A 20,563-nucleotide genomic window follows, 5' to 3' on the forward strand; every position below is an offset into this window, starting at 1 on the left:
GCAAACCAGCGCTTTTACCTGGCGTTTTTATTTGCCAGATGAATCCTGATGCGTACACTCATAACAATACGCTTTCAAAAGGATTTTTTTAACTATGACAACCTTCTACACCGTGGTGAGTTGGCTGGTCATTCTGGGATACTGGCTGTTAATCGCGGGTGTGACGTTACGCATCCTGATGAAGCGCAGAGCCGTACCCTCTGCCATGGCCTGGCTTCTGATCATTTATATCCTCCCACTGGTGGGAATTATTGCCTATCTCTCTTTCGGTGAGCTTCATTTGGGTAAACGCCGGGCCGAGCGGGCGCGTGCCATGTGGCCTTCCACCGCGAAATGGCTTAACGATCTCAAAGCCTGCAAGCATATCTTTGCCGAGGAGAACAGTAGCGTCGCCTCCTCGCTGTTTAAGCTCTGCGAGCGCCGCCAGGGGATTGGCGGCGTGAAGGGCAATCAGCTCCAGCTACTGACGTCGTCCGATGATGTCATGCAAGCGTTGATTCGCGATATTCAGCTGGCTCGCCATAATATTGAGATGGTGTTTTATATCTGGCAGCCCGGCGGCATGGCTGACCAGGTCGCTGAGTCGCTGATGGCGGCCGCACGCCGGGGGATCCACTGCCGTCTGATGCTGGACTCCGCGGGCAGCGTGGCATTTTTCCGTAGCCCCTGGGCGGGCATGATGCGTAACGCCGGTATCGAGGTGGTTGAGGCGCTGAAGGTTAATCTCCTGCGCGTGTTTCTGCGCCGGATGGACCTTCGCCAGCATCGTAAAATGGTCATGATCGATAACTATATTGCCTACACAGGCAGTATGAACATGGTTGACCCGCGCTTCTTTAAACAGGATTCCGGCGTCGGGCAATGGGTGGATCTGATGGCGCGAATGGAGGGGCCGATTGCCACCTCGATGGGCATCGTGTACTCCTGCGACTGGGAGATAGAGACCGGCAAGCGTATCCTGCCGCCGCCGCCGGATGGCAATATCATGCCGTTTGAAGAGGCCAGCGGCCATACAATTCATACCATCGCCTCCGGACCAGGCTTCCCGGAGGACTTGATTCATCAGGCGCTGCTGACGGCAACCTACTCCGCGCGTGAATATCTGATCATGACGACGCCCTACTTTGTCCCCAGCGATGACCTGCTGCACGCGATTTGTACCGCAGCGCAGCGCGGTGTCGATGTGAGTATCATTCTGCCGCGCAAAAATGACTCCCTTCTGGTGGGCTGGGCCAGCCGTGCCTTCTTTAGCGAACTGTTGGCTGCCGGGGTGAAAATTTATCAGTTTGAAGGCGGGCTATTGCACACCAAGAGCGTGCTGGTTGACGGCGAGTTAAGCCTGGTGGGCACGGTTAACCTTGATATGCGCAGCCTGTGGCTAAACTTTGAAATCACCCTGGTGATTGATGACGCCGGCTTTGGCGGTGACCTGGCGGCGGTTCAGGATGACTATATCTCCCGCTCGCGGCTGCTGGATGCCAGGCTCTGGGTAAAACGTCCGCTATGGCAGCGAATAGCTGAACGACTGTTTTACTTCTTTAGTCCGTTGCTGTAAAACGTGCCCAACGATGTTAAACAGGTAGTCATCATGGAAATGGATCTGAACAATCGCCTGACCGAAGACGAAACGCTCGAGCAGGCCTATGACATTTTTCTCGAACTGGCGGTTGATAACCTCGATCCCGCAGACGTGATCCTCTTTAATCTGCAGTTCGAAGAGCGCGGCGGTGCCGAATTGTTCGACCCTTCAGAGGACTGGGCCGAACATGTGGATTTCGACCTGAATCCTGACTTCTTTGCCGAAGTGGTAATTGGGCTGGCTGATGAAGACGGTGGGGAAATTAACGACATCTTCGCCCGCGTCCTGCTGTGTCGCGAGAAAGACCACAAGCTGTGCCATATACTCTGGCGCGAATAATAAAAAAGGCTGCGATGGCAGCCTTTTTTATTTAATCCGGTAACGCACTTCCACAGCGGTTGCAAAACCGCGCGCTGTGTTCATGATCGGCCTGGTGGCAGTTCGGACATTTGCGCCGCTGTTTATGGTTCTGAAACGCGCTGCTCATGTGCGTGGTGATAAGCCCCGTCGGGATGGCAATAACCGAGTACCCAATCAGAATCAGCACGGATGCCACTATCCGCCCCAGCGGCGTATGGGGCGTGATATCGCCATACCCCACGGTCGTAACGGTCACTATCGCCCAGTAGACGGACGCATTGAGCGTCGCGAAGCCATATTTCGGCCCTTCTATCAAATACATCAGCGCGCCGAAAACAATCATGACAATGGCAATAAACGAATAGAAAAGAATAAGCTGGTGTCGTGCGCTGACGATCGCGCTCCAGAATACCCGCAGCGACGGCATAAAGCGCAGCAATTTCAGGATACGTAATACCCGAATAACGCGCATCGCTCGCCAGGCGAAAACATAGTTGAGGCTGATCTCCGGCCACAACCACATCACATAGAGCGGCAGGATAGTGGCTAAATCAATGAAGCCCCAGAAGCTGAAGACGTACTTTGCCGGGTTGGGCCAACAAACTACCCGCAAAATATACTCAGCGGTAAAAACCAGGGTGATGATCAGCTCCAGCCAGACAAAGGCATGCCATTCCTCAAATGTCAGGTGATACTGCGTACCAACACCCGATTCAATAAATATGACCACTACGCTGAGTAGCGCAAAGAGCGCGCAGAGACCTTCAAAACGGCGTCCTGATACCGTTTCGGGATCGAATAAAAGATGATAGAGCCGACGACGGGCTGAGGTGAATAAACGCGACACGATAACCTCGCAAAAAAATAAGGGCTGACATCATGTCAGCCCTTACGATTATAACGGGTCTACTTTAAGGCAGGAAACCGCATGTCGGAAACTGCCTTCCAGAACCGGTCGCGTTTTCGCACATTCCGGCCCCGCCATCGGGCATCGCGTGCGGAACACGCAGCCCGACGGCGGGTTAATTGGCGACGGCAATTCCCCTTCCAGAAGCTGAATCGTTTTATTCTTTTCCAGATCGGGGTCAGGGATCGGCACCGCCGACATCAGCGCTCTGGTGTAAGGGTGCAGCGGGTTGTGATACACCTCATCGTAGGTACCTAACTCCACGGCATGGCCGAGATACATCACCAGCACGCGGTCTGAGATGTGTTTTACCACCGCCAGGTCGTGCGCGATAAAGATCAGCGACAGCCCCATTTCTCGTTGCAGCTTCTGAAGCAGGTTCACCACCTGCGCCTGAATAGACACGTCCAGCGCGGAAACCGGCTCATCACAGATTATCAGCTTAGGTTCGAGGATCAGCGCACGAGCAATACCAATACGCTGGCACTGGCCGCCGGAGAATTCGTGCGGATAACGGTTGATGAGGTTAGGCAACAGGCCGACTTTCAGCATCATCGCCTTCACGCGGTCGCGCACTTCCTGACGCGACATCTTAGGATGATAGGTGCGCAGCGGCTCGGCGATAATCTCACCGATGGTCATGCGCGGGTTTAATGACGCCAGCGGATCCTGGAAAATCATCTGGATATCGCTGCGCACGTCGCGCCACTCGTCGGGCTTCATGCCCAGCAGATCTTTACCCAGCCAGGCTACTTTGCCGCCGGTGGCTTTCACCAGTCCGATAATCGCACGCGCAAAGGTGGATTTACCGCAGCCAGACTCTCCCACCACACCCAGGGTCTCCCCTTCGTACAGGCGCAGCGTGACGCCATCCACCGCTTTCAGGGTCTTCGGAGGCTGCCAGAACCACTGCTTGCCGTCTTTGATGTCGAAATGCACCTTAAGGTCAGCGATTTCGAGAAGCACGTTGCGTTTTTCATCTACTGCGTTCATACCAGCTCCTCCTGCGGCTTAAAGCAGGCGCGCAGACGGCCTGGGGCAAATTCTTCCAGCGGCGGCGCGCTGTTGCAGATTTCCATTGCGTGCGGGCAGCGCGGCTGGAATGGACAGCCTTTCGGCAGACGCAGCAGGTTTGGCGGGTTGCCAGGAATGGTGAGCAGGGATTCCCCTTCCGCATCAAGACGCGGCACCGCGTTCAGCAGGCCAATGGAGTAAGGATGGGCAGGCTGATAGAACACGTCACGCGCTTTGCCGTATTCCATGGTGCGCCCGGCATACATCACCAGCACTTTGTCACAGATACCTGCCACGACACCGAGATCGTGGGTGATCATGATAATCGCCGTGTTGAACTCACGCTTAAGCTCGTTCAACAGGGTCATGATTTGCGCCTGAACGGTCACGTCCAGCGCGGTAGTCGGTTCATCGGCAATCAGCAGCTTCGGCCGACACAGCAGCGCCATCGCAATCATCACGCGCTGACGCATACCGCCGGAAAACTCGTGCGGGAACATGCGCATGCGCTTGCGCGCTTCCGGCATTTTCACCGCATCCAGCATTTTGACGGATTCTTCAAAGGCTTCCGCTTTGCCCAGGCCTTTGTGCAGCATCAGAACTTCCATAAGCTGCTCGCCGACGCGCATATACGGGTTCAGCGAAGTCATCGGATCCTGGAAAATCATTGAGATCTGCTCGGCGCGAAGCTTGTTCAGCTCGTGCTCCGGTAAGTTGAGGATTTCACGGCCGTTGAATTTTGCCGAACCGCCAATCACGCCGTTCGCGGCCAGCAGGCCCATCAGCGCAAAGGCGGTCTGGGATTTTCCGGAACCTGATTCCCCCACGATCCCCAGCGTTTCACCTTTGCTCAGGTTAAAGTTGAGATCGTTGACTGCGGTCACATCCCCGTCCGGCGTTTTAAAGGTCACGCGGAGGTCTTTCACATCCAGCAGAAGGTTGCTCTGCTGTTGCGCCTGAGGCGCGGTGGCCGTTTCAATTATTGTCATGACGGCGCTCCTTAACGGTCTTTCGGGTCGAGGGCATCACGCAGGCCATCGCCGATAAAGTTAAAACAAAACAGGGTGACGACCAGGAAACCCGCCGGATAAAGCAACAGCCACGGTGAAACTTCCATCGAGTTTGCGCCGTCGCTCAGCAGCGCGCCCCAGCTGCTCAGTGGCTCCTGCGTACCCAGCCCCAGGAAGCTGAGGAAGGATTCAAACAGGATCATGCTTGGCACCAGCAGTGATGCATAGACCACCACCACGCCCAGCACGTTAGGCACGATATGACGAACCACGATATTACTGGTTGATACGCCCCCTACCTGCGCCGCTTCGATAAACTCTTTGCGTTTGAGGCTCAGCGTCTGGCCGCGCACGATACGCGCCATATCCAGCCAGGAAACCATCCCGATAGCCACGAAAATCAACAGGATGTTCTGGCCAAAGAAGGTCACCAGCAAAATCACGAAGAACATAAACGGGAAGGAGTTCAGGATTTCCAGCAAACGCATCATCACTGAGTCTACTTTGCCGCCAAGGTAGCCGGAGAGCGCACCGTAAAGCGTCCCCACAATCACCGCCACCAGCGCAGCGGCGATACCGACCATCAGGGAAATACGACCACCAATCGCCACGCGCACCAGCAAATCACGGCCGGATGAATCGGTACCAAAATAGTGGCCAGACTCCATATCCGGCGCGCTGGACATCATGCCCCAGTCCGTATCGAAATAGGTAAATTGCGACAGCATAGGTGCCAGGGTCACAAAAAGCGCGATGATCACCAGAACCACCAGGCTGGCGACCGCGGCACGGTTGTGCATAAAGCGACGGCGCGCGTCCTGCCAGAGGCTACGACCTTCTACTTCCAGTTTTTCACTGAAGTTTTCCAGCACCTCGCTGTTTTTCTTACTCAACATCATGGCGTGCTCCAGCGTTAGTAACGGATTTTCGGGTCGATAACGGCATACAGCACATCGACAACGGCGTTAAAGAGAATGGTCAGCGCGCCCACGAGGATCGTGAGGCTCAGAACGAGCGAGTAGTCACGGTTAAGCGCCCCGTTAACGAACAGCTGACCAATGCCCGGCAGGCCATAGATCGTTTCGATAACCATTGAACCCGTAATGATGCCGACGAATGCCGGTCCCATATAGGAAAGCACTGGCAGCAGCGCCGGCTTGAGCGCGTGGCGGAAGATGATCCGGCGCATCGGCAGCCCTTTCGCGCGTGCGGTACGGATGAAGTTTGAGTGCAGCACTTCGATCATAGAACCACGGGTGATACGCGCAATACTGGCGATGTATGCCAGCGATAATGCCACCATCGGTAAAATCATGAACTTCAATGCCCCGCCGTTCCAGCCGCCCCCGGGCAGCCATTTCAGCGTGATGGCAAATATCATCACCAGCAATGGCGCGACAACGAAACTGGGTATCACTACCCCGGTCATTGCCACCCCCATTACGGCATAATCCCATTTGGTATTTTGTCTGAGCGCGGCGATAACGCCTGCGGTGACCCCGAGAACGACGGCCAGAATGAATGCTGCAGCACCCAGTTTTGCCGACACCGGGAAGCTGGAGGCCACCAGGTCGTTAACGGAATAGTCTTTATATTTAAATGACGGTCCAAAATCACCGTGCGCCAGCTGCTTCAGATAGTTGAAGTATTGGGTGGTGATGGGATCGTTTAAGTGATACTTCGCCTCGATGTTCGCCATAACTTCCGGCGGCAGCGTGCGTTCACCGGTAAATGGACTCCCCGGCGCGAGACGCATCATAAAGAAGGAAATCGTAATTAGAATAAATAACGTTGGTATCGCTTCTAAACAGCGACGCAGGATAAATTTCAACATTGCCCGTACCTTCTGGCGTGTGCCTGATGAATGTTACAAAGTAGACACAGTGGGGCAAGCCAGGCTCGCCCCACGTATTGCCATTAATGCTTGATAATATAGAGATTCTTAACGGAAATATTATCCAACGGGTCTTTACCGGTATAACCCCCTACCCACGGTTTCACCAGACGGGCGTTAACGTAGTAGTAAACCGGTACAATTGCAGAGTCTTTATCGAGCTGCTCTTCTGATTTCGCGTACAGCTCTGCGCGCTGCGCATCGTCAGACACTTTCAGCGTTTCGGCGATGATCTTGTCGAACGCCGGGCTCTTATAGTGCGCCGTGTTGTTGGAACTGTCGCTGAGCATGGTGTTCAGGAATGAGGTCGGTTCGTTATAGTCCGCACACCAGCCCGCACGCGCCACGTCGAAGGTCCCCTGATGACGCGTATCGAGGAAGGTTTTCCACTCCTGGTTTTCCAGCTTAACGTTCACGCCCAGGTTTTTCTTCCAGATAGACGCGACCGCAATCGCCAGTTTCTTATGCAGATCTGATGTGTTGTACAGCAGGTTAAACGTCAGCGGTTTATCTGCGGTGTATCCTGCTTCAGCCAGCAGTTTTTTCGCCTCTTCGTTTCGTTTTTCCTGTGACCACTTGAACCACTCAGGCTCAACCAGCTTCATCCCATCGGTATACGGAGGCGTGTAGCTATACGCTGGCAGATCGCCCTGGTTTTTCACTTTGTTCACGATAATATCGCGATCCAGTGCCAGCTTCAGCGCAGTACGAACGCGCACGTCGGTGAACGGTGCTTTCTGGTTGTTGATTTCGTAGTAATAGGTGCACAGATACGGATCGACGTGAACTTCTTTCGGGATCTCTTTCTTCAGCTTCTGGAACAGTTCAATCGGCATGTTGTTATAGGTCATGTCGATTTCGCCGCTGCGGTAGCGGTTAACGTCGGTCACTTCGGAAGAGATTGGCAGGTAGGTGACCTGATTAATAACGGTCTTAGCGTTATCCCAGTACTGCGGGTTACGCTCCAGCACCATACGTTCGTTGACCACCCAGTCTTTGAGCTTATAGGCACCGTTGGTCACGATATTGGCAGGCTGTGTCCATTTTTCACCAAATTTTTCGACAGCGGATTTTGGTACAGGCGATACGGACGGGTGAACCAGCAGCTTATAGAAGTACGGAACAGGTTCGCTCAACGTCACTTCAAAGGTATTAGCATCGATCGCCTTCACGCCCAGGTCGGTGACCGGCTTTTTACCAGCGATGATGTCATCGATATTGGCGATGTGGCCATACTGCAGATAGCTCGCATACGGAGAAGCGGTGTTTGGATTCGCCAGACGCTGCCAGCTATACACGAAATCTTCGGCGGTAACCGGTGTACCGTCGGACCATTTGGCATCTTTACGCAGATGGAAGGTCCAGACTTTGAAATCTTTGTTTTCCCACTTTTCTGCCACACCCGGTGCCGGGTGGCCGTCTACGTCAGTCACCAGCAGGCCTTCGAACAGGTCGCGGTTAACGTTCGACTCAGGAACGCCTTCAATTTTGTGCGGGTCGAGAGATTGCACTTCCGCACCATTGTTACGAACCAGCGTCTGTTTCTCCGCCAGTTGAACACCTGCCGGAACGTCCGCAGCCATTGCAGCGTTGCCCGCGATTAGCGCAGTTAAAATCCCCGCCGCTACCAGATTTTTTTTTGTGATGATGGACATTGTGTTGGTACTCCACTCATTATAATTACTGGCTTTCGCCAGCTGTTTAATCCCCTGTTGGGGCCTGTACAGCGCAGGAGTTTTTTTTTGCTGCTGTCAGGTTCTTTTTTTACTTCTTGCTATCACCGACTTTTTTATTACTGACCGCTCGTATGGCCGTCTTGCGTCGATTCTTGCCAGGCCTCCCCTGTTTGAGACCTGTGCCGGATATCTGAGAAGAGGACTATATGAAAATAATTCTCATCTGGTTGTTTTATGCTGCAAAATATTAGGCCGGAAAGTATCAAATGGCGTAAACACGCGCCAATACATTTTGCAAATTTGTTAAGCAATTCTCTTTTACGGTGAGTGCCGTATCTTTGGTGGCGGCCCTGCCAGACGTTGAACATTAAGAAAAACCAATAATATTCAAAATGATAGAGAAAGTTTTCTCTACAAGCGCGTCGCTGCGCTATCGTCGCGTGATTTTGTACAAAAATTTAACAACTGGTTATTATTTAGCACATTCATCTACATGAATGTTGAAATTACTAATATCATTTCGGTTATCACTCAGCAAGCCCCAGACTATCGTGTGAGTAAAATAACAGAGCGTTCGAAGATTTTCTGCGCAGGTGGACTGGAGGGGAATTCATAACTCTATGAAATACAAGCAATGAACATTATTAGTAGAATTTATTATGATATGTGAGCATTTCAACTTTATTTATATGATTTGCTGATAATTACATAAAAAAATCGGCGCCGCAGCGCCGTTCTTTCATATGAAATATCAATGCAACAAGCCGGGGAAAATGCTTTTAATACCCGTTACAATGAACTCGATCCCGAGTGCCATCAACAGCAGCCCCATGATACGCGTAATGACGTTAATGCCCGTCTGCCCCAGCAAGCGCACCAGCCACGGCGCCATGCGGAATACACCCCAGCAACAGAGCGCGAAAACGGCAATTGCGACGGAAAAGCCAATCAGGTGCATGAGACTATGGTAACGCGTGCCCCAGACAATCGTCGAACTGATGGCACCCGGCCCGGCCATCAGGGGTAACGCCAGCGGAACCACGCCGATACTTTCGCGAATAGCGGTTTCTGACTTTTCCTGCTTGTTCTGCTTATCCTCTCCCAGCTTACCGCTGATCATGGACATGGCAATGGTCACCACCAGGATTCCGCCCGCAATGCGGAAGGAGTCAATCGAGATGCCAAAGATCTGGAGAATGGCATCTCCCAGGAAAAGCGAGGTGAGCAAAATGATCGCCACAGACAGGTTAGCGGTGAGATTTGTTTTGTTCCGGGCCGCCGCCGTCTGGTAACTGGTCATACTAATGAAGACAGGAATGATCCCCACCGGGTTGACCAGGGCAAACAAACCAATAAAAAATTTGAAATACGTAGGAAAATCAAAGAGCGATTGGATCACGTTTTGCTCCGCTTTTGCGTATGCCCGGGACTGGTACGTTGTCATGAAAAATCGCGCTGAAGATACGCTTTTTATTAGCATACTTCACCAGAAATCTGTGCCAAAACGTTAGCATTTCATAATGTTAAACATATGTTGAGACAATGATAGCGCCACTTCCAATAGTTACTTAATTAATTAACAGTGGAAATATATCCATTAAATAACCCTGCTGAAAGGTATCAGCTTAGTGGAAAATTGACGCAGATCATGATTTCTGTACTCAGAAGTGAGTAATCTTGATTACGCCCCCAGGGAGGTCACCTGACAAAAAGGGATGATGCTAAGGTAAGGCTCTTTTAGTAAATTAGTGTACTGGAGCATAAAGTAACCCTTTGTTTTACTTTATGTAACGCAAGTCGTATTGGCACTGTCTATACTGTCTGACGTATCGAGCGCTGGTTTACTAAAAGAGTTTAAACATTATCAGGAGAGCATTATGGCTGTTACTAATATCGCTGAACTGAACGCCCTCGTCGAGCGCGTTAAAAAAGCCCAGCGTGAATATGCCAATTTCACCCAAGAACAGGTTGATAAAATCTTCCGCGCGGCCGCTCTGGCTGCTGCAGATGCTCGAATCCCTCTCGCTAAAATGGCCGTTGCCGAATCTGGCATGGGTATCGTTGAAGATAAAGTGATCAAAAACCACTTTGCTTCTGAGTATATCTACAACGCCTATAAAGATGAGAAAACCTGTGGCGTTCTGTCTGAAGACGACACCTTCGGGACTATCACCATCGCCGAACCTATCGGTATCATTTGCGGTATTGTTCCAACCACTAACCCAACTTCAACGGCTATCTTCAAATCACTGATCAGCCTGAAGACCCGTAACGCAATCATCTTCTCTCCACATCCACGTGCGAAAGACGCGACAAATAAAGCAGCAGACATCGTTCTGCAGGCTGCAATTGCCGCTGGGGCACCAAAAGATCTGATTGGCTGGATCGACCAACCTTCTGTTGAGCTGTCCAACGCACTGATGCATCACCCGGACATTAACCTGATTCTGGCGACCGGTGGTCCTGGCATGGTTAAAGCGGCATATAGCTCCGGTAAACCAGCTATCGGTGTGGGTGCAGGTAACACCCCAGTTGTTATCGATGAAACCGCTGACATCAAACGTGCTGTGGCGTCTGTTCTGATGTCTAAAACCTTCGATAACGGCGTTATCTGTGCATCTGAACAGTCTGTTGTTGTTGTCGATTCCGTGTACGACGCAGTACGCGAACGTTTCGCCAGCCACGGTGGCTACCTGCTGCAGGGTAAAGAGCTGAAAGCGGTTCAGGACATTATCCTGAAAAATGGCGCGCTCAACGCCGCTATCGTGGGTCAGCCAGCCTATAAGATCGCTGAACTCGCAGGCTTTACCGTTCCGGCAACCACCAAAATCCTGATCGGTGAAGTTAAAGTTGTCGACGAAAGCGAGCCGTTTGCTCACGAAAAACTGTCTCCAACGCTTGCTATGTACCGTGCGAAAGATTTCGAAGACGCGGTAGAGAAAGCCGAGAAGCTGGTTGCCATGGGCGGTATCGGTCATACCTCATGTCTGTACACCGACCAGGATAACCAGCCAGAGCGTGTTGCCCACTTCGGTCAGATGATGAAAACAGCCCGTATCCTGATTAACACCCCTGCTTCTCAGGGTGGTATTGGCGACCTGTATAACTTTAAACTCGCACCTTCCCTGACTCTGGGTTGTGGTTCCTGGGGTGGTAACTCCATCTCTGAAAACGTTGGTCCAAAACACCTGATCAACAAGAAAACCGTTGCTAAGCGAGCTGAAAACATGTTGTGGCACAAACTTCCGAAATCTATCTACTTCCGCCGTGGCTCTCTGCCAATCGCGCTGGATGAAGTGATTACTGATGGCCACAAACGTGCGCTCATCGTGACTGACCGTTTCCTGTTCAACAACGGCTACGCTGATCAGATCACCTCTGTACTGAAAGCGGCTGGCGTCGAAACTGAAGTGTTCTTCGAAGTTGAAGCTGACCCGACCCTGAGCGTTGTACGCAAAGGTGCTGAGCTGGCGAATTCATTCAAACCAGATGTGATTATCGCACTGGGTGGTGGTTCCCCAATGGACGCCGCGAAAATCATGTGGGTTATGTACGAGCATCCGGAAACCCACTTCGAAGAACTGGCGCTGCGCTTTATGGACATCCGTAAACGTATCTACAAGTTCCCGAAAATGGGCGTGAAAGCGAAAATGATCGCCGTCACTACCACTTCCGGTACCGGTTCAGAAGTGACACCATTTGCGGTGGTAACGGATGACGCAACAGGCCAGAAATATCCGCTGGCTGACTACGCGCTGACCCCAGATATGGCTATCGTTGATGCCAACCTGGTTATGGAGATGCCGAAATCTCTGTGTGCATTCGGTGGTCTGGATGCGGTCACTCACGCCCTGGAAGCCTACGTTTCTGTACTGGCGTCTGAGTTCTCTGACGGTCAGGCTCTGCAGGCTCTGAAACTGCTGAAAGAAAACCTGCCAGCGTCCTACAACGAAGGTTCTAAAAACCCTGTAGCACGTGAACGTGTCCACAGTGCAGCAACCATCGCCGGTATCGCTTTTGCGAACGCCTTCCTGGGTGTTTGCCACTCTATGGCGCACAAGCTGGGTTCACAGTTCCACATTCCTCACGGTCTGGCGAACGCCCTGTTGATCAGCAACGTTATCCGTTATAACGCTAACGACAACCCAACCAAGCAGACTGCTTTCAGCCAGTACGACCGTCCGCAAGCGCGTCGTCGTTATGCTGAAATCGCTGACCACCTTGGTCTGAGCGCACCGGGCGACCGTACTGCTGCGAAGATTGAGAAACTGCTGGCATGGCTGGAAAGCCTGAAAGCTGAACTGGGTATTCCTAAATCTATCCGTGAAGCAGGCGTTCAGGAAGCTGACTTCCTCGCTCACGTAGACAAGCTGTCTGAAGATGCCTTCGATGACCAGTGTACTGGTGCTAACCCGCGCTACCCACTGATCTCCGAGCTGAAACAGATCCTGCTGGATACCTACTACGGTCGTGAGTTCAAGGAAGGTGACGTTGCTGCTGTGAAAACAGAAGCTCCGGTCATTAAAGCTGACAAGAAAGCGAAGAAAAGCGCTTAACTGACAGCCTGATGAAAAAACCCGCCTTCGTGGCGGGTTTTTTTATGTCTGAACAACGGCAGATATTATTTTCTGTTGTCGTGCTGGATCGCCGTGAGCGAGCCTACGGACAACGCTTCCTTATAATGCTTACGACAGACCGACACATAGCGTTCATTGCCGCCAATCACCACCTGCTCACCGTCCGCATAAGGTTTTCCGGCCTGGTCGAGACGAAGCACCATGCTGGCCTTGCGTCCGCAGAAGCAGATAGTTTTCAGTTCAACCAGCTTATCTGACCAGGCAAGCAGATACTGGCTTCCGGCAAACAGTTCCCCGCGGAAGTCTGTACGCAGCCCGTAGCACAGGACGGGGATATCGAGCTCATCAACCACTTCAGAGAGCGCGTGCACCTGTTCACGCGTCAGGAACTGGCTTTCATCAACCAGAACGCAGTGAATAGGCTCTGACGCATGCGCAGCGCGGATATCCTCCAGCAGGTCAGTTTGCGGGTTAAAAAGTCTGGCTGGCGAAGAGAGGCCTATTCTGGAACTCACCTTCCCTGCACCGAAGCGATCGTCGATTTCAGCAGTATAAACAACGGTACGCATTCCTCGTTCCTGGTAATTGTATGAGGATTGCAGCAGCGCGGTGGATTTACCGGCATTCATTGCCGAATAGTAGAAATAAAGTTGTGCCATTGGCCGTCAAACCCTAATCAATGTGTAATATTCCCGATGATTCATTGTACCATATTTTGTCTGGTCATCAGCGACACGCCGCACAAACGATGCCGTGCTGAAAGGTGTAAAACACCTTCTTTTCGCAAAAATAATACGTTAAAACAGAGAGTAATGGAGCTCATGCTGATGAATAGGTTATATGGTTAGCCAAACATAACACTTCTTTTTATAGTGGAATCCGCGTTCATTAAAATTCACTATTTATTAACTATTCCTGCCTTAGCGCCGTAGCCTGGAACTAATACAAAAGGCTGATATTTATCCGCCGAAACTATAATTCCTGCGGTAAATGTCACAAAAAAAGATGCAAGCGGCGGGGTTAAGCAGGTTATCGTGATAACAAGCGAGACTGTCGAAGAGGAAATTTAAGTTAGCGTAATTAATAATAGCGGCTTTATTTAGTATTTTTTGAATTCCTTACATTCCTGGCTATTGCACATCTGAATTTATGGCTCTATTATTAGGTCAACAAACCACCCCCCATTATAAGTTTGAGATTACTACAATGAGCGAAGCACTTAAAATTCTGAACAACATCCGTACTCTTCGTGCGCAGGCAAGAGAATGTACCCTTGAAACGCTCGAAGAAATGCTGGAAAAATTAGAAGTTGTAGTTAATGAACGTCGCGAAGAAGAAAGCGCTGCTGCTGCTGAAATCGAAGAACGTACGCGTAAACTGCAGCAATATCGTGAAATGCTGATTGCTGATGGTATCGATCCAAATGAATTGCTGAACAGCATGGCTGCTGCAAAAACCGGTACCAAAGCAAAACGCGCTGCCCGTCCTGCTAAATATAGCTATGTTGATGAGAACGGCGAAACTAAAACCTGGACCGGCCAGGGCCGTACTCCTGCTGTAATCAAGAAAGCCATGGATGAGCAAGGTAAACAGCTGGATGACTTCCTGATCAAGGATTAATCACGCCGAATTCAGAAAAATCCCGCCTCTGGCGGGATTTTTTTTGCCCGCAATTTATCACAAACATCCTCTTACACTCCGTCATAAAGCGTTATTCGGCTATTTAGTTTTGCTTACAAACAGGCTCGTGATGGCGTTTCATGGGCATAAAAAAACCGGTGGGCAGCGCCACACCGGTTTCAGAGATTTACGCCCGGGTTATTTCTTAATACCCATACTCTCTTTGAGCCAGCCTTTAAATTCTTCACCCAGCGTATTATGGCGAATGCCATATTCAACGAACGCCTGCATATAACCGAGCTTATTACCGCAGTCATGGCTCTTACCTTTCATGTGGTAAGCCTCAACGGTCTCTTTCTCGATCAGCATATCAATGGCATCCGTCAGCTGGATTTCATCCCCTGCTCCTGGAGGCGTTTTCGCCAGCAGAGGCCAGATTTCAGCGCTCAGGACATAGCGACCCACCACCGCCAGATTAGACGGCGCTACGTCGGCTTTAGGCTTCTCTACGACACCAACCATTGGCACGCTTTCGCCAGGCTCAAGGTTCACACCCTTGCAGTCAACCACACCGTAAGCGGTCACATCTTCAACAGGCTCAACCATGATCTGGCTGCAGCCCGTTTCGTCGAAGCGGTGGATCATCTCAGCCAGGTTATCCTGGGAAAGATCGGATTCGTATTCATCCAGAATAACGTCAGGCAGAATAACCGCGACAGGCTCATCACCCACAACCGGGTGTGCGCACATAACCGCGTGGCCCAGACCTTTAGCCAGCCCCTGACGGACCTGCATGATGGTAACGTGCGGAGGGCAAATAGACTGAACTTCTTCTAACAGCTGACGCTTAACGCGTTTTTCCAGCATGGCTTCGAGTTCAAAACTTGTATCGAAGTGGTTTTCGATAGAGTTTTTAGATGAATGCGTAACCAGCACAATTTCAGTGATGCCGGCCGCGATACACTCATTAACGACATACTGGATTAATGGCTTATCAACCAGAGGCAGCATCTCTTTAGGAATCGCCTTAGTTGCTGGTAACATCCTGGTCCCCAATCCCGCTACCGGGATGACGGCCTTTCTGACTTTCGAATTTAGGGCAGCCATTCAAATTCTCCTGAGCTGTTCAAGTTTTGAACTTTTATGCAATAAATAACGCGTTGAGTATATCAGCCTCGCCCCGCAGTCCGGGTCTGAAAAGAACGCGTTGCCGATCAATTAGGACAAATACGCATGAATCTGGGCAGCGATAGTAGCACTCCCGAGAAAACACAGGTAAAGCAATCTTAAAATTAAGATCCAATTGCTTATTCCGTGGACAACATTAAGCGTAGCCTTCCCCCGGCACCCCAAATTTGGCACTGCCAGGAAGAACAGCGATGGCTAATTTGATTGAGATACGCCGTTCCCAGTGTTCCAAGCGGCACACCGTTACTCACCTGAATATGGTGCTCCCCGGTATTCAATGACGCGTTGAGACCTGCTGAAACGAGGATAAGATTCTTCAAACCGCTATGGTAATAACCAACCAGCAGCGGGAACTGTCCGGGTAAATTAGCCTGACGAAAAAGCTGGTTTACCTGTTTGAGTAAACTGCCTAACTCAGGGAGCCGTTGTCCCTGATGTGATAACTGTTCCTGCAATAATCCATTAAAGAGCGCACGAAGTAACAACGCAGCTAATACGCCATTATCCCCTGCCCGGGTTACGTCCAGAGAATAAAATGCGAGGTCGGAATCAGACAGAGGTGCAATATCCAGCACCAGCCCAGGCTGATCGGCCGCCACCAGCTGGCGATAATTTACGCGACAGTGGGAAATAGTTTGCTGAACGGGAGGCTGAAGCTCTTGCAGCAATTTCGCCGCCGCTGGCGGATTACTCACCAGCGCGTCCCAGTCCTGAAAAAGACGTTCCTCTTCCTCAACGCGAGAATTAAACATATTCGGATAAAGGCACGCTAATACCGTTTCACGTAACCGGCTCAGATCTTTGACGGGTTTAAGCAGAATATCCTGAACGCCAAGACGTAATGCTTTGGCAATATCCGCCATATTCTCAGTCGCGGAGATCACCAGAATGGGCATCTGGTCACCCTCGTTGCGCAAATGTTCAACCAGTTTCAGCCCATTCATTCGCGGCATCGCGATGTCGCAAATCATCAGATCGGGCGTCATACCGGTCATTTTTTCCAGCGCGTCGACACCATCTTCGGCCAGTAAAGTGTTTGCTCCCAGCGAGGATAACCACGAATCCAGTAGCGATCGGAAAACGGGCTCGTCTTCAACAATCAAAATGTGTTTTCCGGCCAATGGCTGCGTCATGGTTCCTCCCCTGGCTGACAGTTACTAAATAGTGGCATGCTATCGGCACTATCGCCTGTCAGATTTTGCTGAAGTAGTCAAAAAAAGGTGCTTAACGTGCTGTTCGCACAAACGGCAGCAACTCGTCTATTTTCTTTTCGACGGCTAGCGAGCCCGCTGCGATGGCGGCCTCAGCCCGATGGAAATCAAGGGTAGAGATTTGCGGACAGTAAGGCTGAATAAGAATATCCGGTGGATCGCCGGCCATACGGTTACGTTTGAGGCGATTTTCAAGAACCTGAATTGAGGTGGTCATGATTTCCATGGCTGTCGGCGCGGCAACCGATCGCCGTGCGGCCATACGCCCGATTCTTCCGCGCAGGCGCTCATGCCAGGCAAGCTTTTCGACTTCGGCACTTTCGCTCTGGAGATTGACCGGCATAAGGTCTTGCTGCATCAGATGAGCATCGTGCTGCAAATCCACGGCGATGACGATGTCGGCCCCCATGGCACGCGTCAGAGAGATGGGAACCGGGTTCACGACGCCACCATCGACAAGCCAGTAGCCGTTATGAGGCACGGGCGCCATAAGCCCTGGAATACTGCATGAAGCACGCACCGCAAGGTGAATATCCCCTTCGGTCAGCCAGAGTTCACGGCCTGTGCTGAGATTCGTCGCGACGGCGCCAAAAGGCATCCGGCAGTCAGTAAAATCTTCGAGAGGCATCACCCGGCGGAACTGGTTAAAGACGCGTTCACCGCGCAGCAGCCCACCGCGCTGCCAGGAGAGATCCATCAGACGCAGCACGTCCCAGTAACTGAAGGAGCGTACCCAGGTTTCGAGTTCAGGGAGTTTGCCGCACGCGTAAGCGGAGCCGACCAGCGATCCTATTGAACATCCTGCAACGATATCAACGTCAACACCCATTTTGTTTAAGGCATTAATCACGCCGATATGAGACCATCCGCGGGCTGCACCTGAGCCCAGCGCCAGTCCAATTTTAACCTTTCTCATTAGCCCTGTTTTACTTCCCCTGGATTCCTGACATAGCGTCAACGCAACTGCTCAGTTAACATAGTGCTACCCGAAGCGTTTTACGCCCTTATTTTTTTCCAGGAAGAGAATCGTGTCTCAACTCTGCCCTTGTGGTAGCGCTCTGGAGTATAGCCTATGTTGCCAGCGATATCTTTCTGGCAATCAGGTTGCACCGGACCCGTCACACCTCATGCGTTCACGGTATACTGCTTTTGTGATCAAAGACGCAGACTACCTGATAAAAACCTGGCACCCGTCCTGCCACGCCGCCGATTTCAGACAGGAGATCGAAACCGGGTTCGCCAACACCCACTGGCTTGGGCTTACCGTGTTTGAATCGTCACCAGGCAGCCACGACGACGAAGGCTTTGTCAGCTTTGTTGCCCGTTTTACCGAGAACGCCAGGCCTGGCGCCATTATCGAGCGTTCCCGGTTCTTAAAGGAAAGCGGGCAATGGTATTATATTGACGGTACGCGCCCACAGTTTGGTCGTAACGATCCCTGCCCTTGTGGTTCAGGAAAAAAATTCAAAAAGTGTTGCGGGCAGTAACGCCTGACAACCCAGACTTCGCAAATACAAACAGGATTTCCCGGCGATGCAATCATTACAACGTAAAGTTCTGCGCACTATCTGTCCCGATCAAAAAGGGCTGATCGCACGAATTACCAACATTTGCTACAAGCATGAACTGAATATCGTGCAGAACAACGAGTTCGTTGACCACCGTACCGGTCGCTTCTTCATGCGCACCGAGCTGGAAGGCATTTTCAACGACACCACCCTGCTGGCCGATCTGGACAGCGCGCTGCCGGAAGGTTCCGTGCGTGAGCTGAATCCAGCGGGCCGTCGTCGCATTGTGATTCTGGTGACGAAAGAGGCTCACTGCCTGGGCGATCTGTTGATGAAGGCCAATTACGGCGGTCTTGACGTTGAAATCGCCGCTGTTATCGGCAACCACGAAACCCTGCGCACGCTGGTTGAGCGTTTTGATATTCCGTTTGAGCTGGTGAGCCATGAAGGCCATACCCGTGAAGAACATGACAACCTGATGGCTGCTGCCATTGAAGCGCATAACCCGGACTACGTGGTGCTGGCGAAATATATGCGCGTGCTGACGCCTTCCTTCGTGGCGCGTTTCCCGAACAAGATTATCAACATCCACCACTCGTTCCTGCCGGCCTTCATTGGCGCCCGCCCATACCATCAGGCGTACGAGCGCGGCGTGAAGATCATTGGCGCTACCGCACACTACGTGAATGATAATCTGGACGAAGGCCCAATCATCATGCAGGACGTGATTCACGTGGATCACACTTATACCGCGGAAGATATGATGCGCGCCGGACGTGACGTTGAGAAGAACGTACTGAGTCGTGCCCTGTATCAGGTGCTGGCGCAGCGTGTCTTTGTCTACGGTAACAGAACCATCATTCTTTAATCTTTCGGAAAATGAATTGATTAGCTTTGCGCCTTTACGGATAAAAAGCAGGCAAACAACTTCATTTCCCTAAAGGAATGCTTTACAGGGGCGTCTCATTTGATATGATGCGCCCCGCTTCCAGCAGGAAGCAGGCCAGTTAAAAAGCATTACCCCGTGGTGGGGTTCCCGAGCGGCCAAAGGGAGCAGACTGTAAATCTGCCGTCATCGACTTCGAAGGTTCGAATCCTTCCCCCACCACCATCTCTCAGCACGACCTCAAAATTTGAATTACCCCTGGTGGGGTTCCCGAGCGGCCAAAGGGAGCAGACTGTAAATCTGCCGTCATCGACTTCGAAGGTTCGAATCCTTCCCCCACCACCATCGCTTTCAAATAACTCTAAACTTTCCATTCGCACCGGACATCATGTATTCCCATAACGGGGAAGGATGAGAAGCTTCGACTAAGGTTCGATTCGAGCGTAGCGAGAAAGCGTTGCCGCAGGCAACGACCCGAAGGGCGAGGCGCAACGCGCCGAGTAATCCTTCCCCCACCACCATCATTTCCCGAATAACCTTAAAAATCATTTTAAAACTAAACCGCGTCCGCCTTCGTAGGCCGGGTAAGGCGCAGCCGCCACCCGGCAACAGAAATCTACATCGGCGGCAACCGGCGCTTCACCGGAGAACTCTTCACAATCGACGTATTACACTGGGCATGCTCCGCCAGCCCGTCCAGCTGCGCATCCAGTTGCTCTATCGATCGCACCACCAGCCTAATCACAAAGCAGTCTTCCCCGGTCACCTTGTCGCTCTCAATACACTCCGGCATCGCCTGAATGTATTTATCCACCTTATGCAACAGCCCCGGCAGAGGCCGCACGCGCACCAGCGCCTGCAGCGTATACCCCAGCGCGGCCAGATTCACCCGCGCACCATATCCCTGAATCACGCCCCGCTCTTCCAGCCGCTTCAAACGTTCTGCCGTGCTGGGTGAGGTCAGACCGATGCGGCCACTGAGCACCTTCAAAGACATGCGCGCATCTTCTACCAGGCAGGATAAAATTTGCCGGTCGATATCATCAATAAGGTATTCCACTCGTTTCACCTAATTTTAAAAAGCAGTTAACACTTTCAACCTTATATCACCCCTGTAAAACCCGACAGCATTT

General features: G+C 51.7%; 18 protein-coding genes, 2 tRNA genes and 1 other RNA gene. 9 read left to right on the plus strand and 12 right to left on the minus strand.

Going from position 1 to position 20,563, the window contains the following annotated elements; genetic code table 11:
- The first annotated feature begins 94 nt into the window (after positions 1–94).
- Together cls and AC4ICF_RS13100 are read left to right on the plus strand one after the other, a co-directional pair.
- Positions 95–1,555: a cardiolipin synthase gene (gene cls, locus AC4ICF_RS13095; RefSeq protein ID WP_028013424.1), complete on the plus strand. Its 1,461-nt coding sequence runs from the start codon at positions 95–97 to the stop codon at positions 1,553–1,555.
- Positions 1,556–1,588: 33 nt separating this feature from the next.
- Positions 1,589–1,918 carry an HI1450 family dsDNA-mimic protein gene (locus AC4ICF_RS13100; RefSeq protein WP_006810881.1) on the plus strand — a complete coding sequence of 110 codons (330 nt, stop codon included), beginning with the start codon at positions 1,589–1,591 and terminating at the stop codon, positions 1,916–1,918.
- A 31-nt stretch (positions 1,919–1,949) separates the two neighbouring features.
- Here AC4ICF_RS13100 and AC4ICF_RS13105 read toward each other — a convergent pair whose 3' ends face one another.
- The 7 genes from AC4ICF_RS13105 to AC4ICF_RS13135 form a co-directional block, all read right to left on the minus strand.
- The gene (locus tag AC4ICF_RS13105) at positions 1,950–2,786 is read right to left on the minus strand and encodes an ion transporter (RefSeq protein WP_116341102.1); all 837 of its coding nucleotides are present in this window, start codon (positions 2,784–2,786) and stop codon (positions 1,950–1,952) included.
- Between the two features lie 48 nt (positions 2,787–2,834).
- The gene (gene oppF, locus AC4ICF_RS13110; protein ID WP_116339415.1) at positions 2,835–3,839 is read right to left on the minus strand and encodes a murein tripeptide/oligopeptide ABC transporter ATP-binding protein OppF; all 1,005 of its coding nucleotides are present in this window, start codon (positions 3,837–3,839) and stop codon (positions 2,835–2,837) included.
- On the minus strand, positions 3,836–4,849 hold the full coding sequence (locus AC4ICF_RS13115) for an ABC transporter ATP-binding protein (protein ID WP_061097981.1): 1,014 nt from the start codon (positions 4,847–4,849) through the stop codon (positions 3,836–3,838). Before AC4ICF_RS13115 ends, oppF begins: the two co-directional genes overlap by 4 nt.
- A gap of 11 nt (positions 4,850–4,860) precedes the next feature.
- On the minus strand, positions 4,861–5,769 hold the full coding sequence (gene oppC, locus AC4ICF_RS13120; RefSeq protein ID WP_116339411.1) for an oligopeptide ABC transporter permease OppC: 909 nt from the start codon (positions 5,767–5,769) through the stop codon (positions 4,861–4,863).
- A 14-nt stretch (positions 5,770–5,783) separates the two neighbouring features.
- Entirely contained in the window at positions 5,784–6,704 is a 921-nt protein-coding gene (oppB, locus tag AC4ICF_RS13125) for an oligopeptide ABC transporter permease OppB (RefSeq protein WP_028013429.1), read from the minus strand.
- Positions 6,705–6,787: 83 nt separating this feature from the next.
- Positions 6,788–8,419: an oligopeptide ABC transporter substrate-binding protein OppA gene (gene oppA, locus AC4ICF_RS13130; protein WP_028013430.1), complete on the minus strand. Its 1,632-nt coding sequence runs from the start codon at positions 8,417–8,419 to the stop codon at positions 6,788–6,790.
- Positions 8,420–9,191: 772 nt separating this feature from the next.
- Positions 9,192–9,839, minus strand: coding sequence for a YchE family NAAT transporter (locus tag AC4ICF_RS13135; RefSeq protein ID WP_316379678.1), 648 nt, complete (start codon positions 9,837–9,839; stop codon positions 9,192–9,194).
- Positions 9,840–10,317: 478 nt separating this feature from the next.
- Here AC4ICF_RS13135 and adhE point away from each other — a divergent pair, with 478 nt between their 5' ends.
- Positions 10,318–12,996, plus strand: coding sequence for a bifunctional acetaldehyde-CoA/alcohol dehydrogenase (gene adhE / locus AC4ICF_RS13140; RefSeq protein WP_028013432.1), 2,679 nt, complete (start codon positions 10,318–10,320; stop codon positions 12,994–12,996).
- A 65-nt stretch (positions 12,997–13,061) separates the two neighbouring features.
- Here adhE and tdk read toward each other — a convergent pair whose 3' ends face one another.
- Positions 13,062–13,676: a thymidine kinase gene (tdk, locus tag AC4ICF_RS13145; RefSeq protein ID WP_028013433.1), complete on the minus strand. Its 615-nt coding sequence runs from the start codon at positions 13,674–13,676 to the stop codon at positions 13,062–13,064.
- Between the two features lie 547 nt (positions 13,677–14,223).
- Between tdk and hns the strand changes: the two genes are divergently transcribed.
- A complete protein-coding gene (hns, locus tag AC4ICF_RS13150) occupies positions 14,224–14,637 on the plus strand; it encodes a histone-like nucleoid-structuring protein H-NS (protein WP_008502781.1) in 414 nt (137 codons plus the stop codon).
- 198 nt (positions 14,638–14,835) lie between these two features.
- Here the strand turns inward: hns and galU are convergent, their stop codons facing one another.
- The 3 genes from galU to rssA all read right to left on the minus strand — a co-directional run bounded on the left by galU (position 14,836) and on the right by rssA (position 17,952).
- Positions 14,836–15,744 carry a UTP--glucose-1-phosphate uridylyltransferase GalU gene (galU, locus tag AC4ICF_RS13155; RefSeq protein WP_028013435.1) on the minus strand — a complete coding sequence of 303 codons (909 nt, stop codon included), beginning with the start codon at positions 15,742–15,744 and terminating at the stop codon, positions 14,836–14,838.
- 200 nt (positions 15,745–15,944) lie between these two features.
- On the minus strand, positions 15,945–16,958 hold the full coding sequence (gene rssB / locus AC4ICF_RS13160; protein WP_116339408.1) for a two-component system response regulator RssB: 1,014 nt from the start codon (positions 16,956–16,958) through the stop codon (positions 15,945–15,947).
- 91 nt (positions 16,959–17,049) lie between these two features.
- Positions 17,050–17,952, minus strand: coding sequence for a patatin-like phospholipase RssA (gene rssA / locus AC4ICF_RS13165; RefSeq protein ID WP_192985105.1), 903 nt, complete (start codon positions 17,950–17,952; stop codon positions 17,050–17,052).
- 112 nt (positions 17,953–18,064) lie between these two features.
- Between rssA and AC4ICF_RS13170 the strand changes: the two genes are divergently transcribed.
- The 5 genes from AC4ICF_RS13170 to AC4ICF_RS13190 all read left to right on the plus strand — a co-directional run bounded on the left by AC4ICF_RS13170 (position 18,065) and on the right by AC4ICF_RS13190 (position 19,951).
- Positions 18,065–18,523, plus strand: a complete 459-nt coding sequence (locus tag AC4ICF_RS13170) for a YchJ family protein (protein WP_116339404.1) — start codon at positions 18,065–18,067, stop codon at positions 18,521–18,523.
- Between the two features lie 46 nt (positions 18,524–18,569).
- The gene (gene purU / locus AC4ICF_RS13175; protein ID WP_003856715.1) at positions 18,570–19,412 is read left to right on the plus strand and encodes a formyltetrahydrofolate deformylase; all 843 of its coding nucleotides are present in this window, start codon (positions 18,570–18,572) and stop codon (positions 19,410–19,412) included.
- A gap of 158 nt (positions 19,413–19,570) precedes the next feature.
- Positions 19,571–19,655, plus strand: a tRNA-Tyr gene (locus AC4ICF_RS13180).
- A gap of 35 nt (positions 19,656–19,690) precedes the next feature.
- Positions 19,691–19,775: transfer RNA gene (locus AC4ICF_RS13185), tRNA-Tyr, on the plus strand.
- Between the two features lie 45 nt (positions 19,776–19,820).
- Positions 19,821–19,951, plus strand: a non-coding RNA gene (locus AC4ICF_RS13190) — RtT sRNA.
- 95 nt (positions 19,952–20,046) lie between these two features.
- Here the strand turns inward: AC4ICF_RS13190 and AC4ICF_RS13195 are convergent.
- The gene (locus AC4ICF_RS13195; protein ID WP_316379658.1) at positions 20,047–20,490 is read right to left on the minus strand and encodes an Lrp/AsnC family transcriptional regulator; all 444 of its coding nucleotides are present in this window, start codon (positions 20,488–20,490) and stop codon (positions 20,047–20,049) included.
- Positions 20,491–20,563: the final 73 nt, after the last annotated feature.

This window comes from Enterobacter sp. ECC_219_Taxon_10 (assembly GCF_058354905.1).

Bases quoted from the DNA above. Each gene is read 5' to 3' on its own strand.
- cls (WP_028013424.1), top strand. From the start codon at position 95: ATGACAACCTTCTACACCGTGGTGAGTTGGCTGGTCATTCTGGGATAC.
- AC4ICF_RS13100 (WP_006810881.1), top strand. From the start codon at position 1,589: ATGGAAATGGATCTGAACAATCGCCTGACCGAAGACGAAACGCTCGAG.
- oppF (WP_116339415.1), bottom strand. From the start codon at position 3,839: ATGAACGCAGTAGATGAAAAACGCAACGTGCTTCTCGAAATCGCTGAC.
- AC4ICF_RS13115 (WP_061097981.1), bottom strand. From the start codon at position 4,849: ATGACAATAATTGAAACGGCCACCGCGCCTCAGGCGCAACAGCAGAGC.
- oppC (WP_116339411.1), bottom strand. From the start codon at position 5,769: ATGATGTTGAGTAAGAAAAACAGCGAGGTGCTGGAAAACTTCAGTGAA.
- oppB (WP_028013429.1), bottom strand. From the start codon at position 6,704: ATGTTGAAATTTATCCTGCGTCGCTGTTTAGAAGCGATACCAACGTTA.
- oppA (WP_028013430.1), bottom strand. From the start codon at position 8,419: ATGTCCATCATCACAAAAAAAAATCTGGTAGCGGCGGGGATTTTAACT.
- adhE (WP_028013432.1), top strand. From the start codon at position 10,318: ATGGCTGTTACTAATATCGCTGAACTGAACGCCCTCGTCGAGCGCGTT.
- tdk (WP_028013433.1), bottom strand. From the start codon at position 13,676: ATGGCACAACTTTATTTCTACTATTCGGCAATGAATGCCGGTAAATCC.
- hns (WP_008502781.1), top strand. From the start codon at position 14,224: ATGAGCGAAGCACTTAAAATTCTGAACAACATCCGTACTCTTCGTGCG.
- galU (WP_028013435.1), bottom strand. From the start codon at position 15,744: ATGGCTGCCCTAAATTCGAAAGTCAGAAAGGCCGTCATCCCGGTAGCG.
- rssB (WP_116339408.1), bottom strand. From the start codon at position 16,958: ATGACGCAGCCATTGGCCGGAAAACACATTTTGATTGTTGAAGACGAG.
- rssA (WP_192985105.1), bottom strand. From the start codon at position 17,952: ATGAGAAAGGTTAAAATTGGACTGGCGCTGGGCTCAGGTGCAGCCCGC.
- purU (WP_003856715.1), top strand. From the start codon at position 18,570: ATGCAATCATTACAACGTAAAGTTCTGCGCACTATCTGTCCCGATCAA.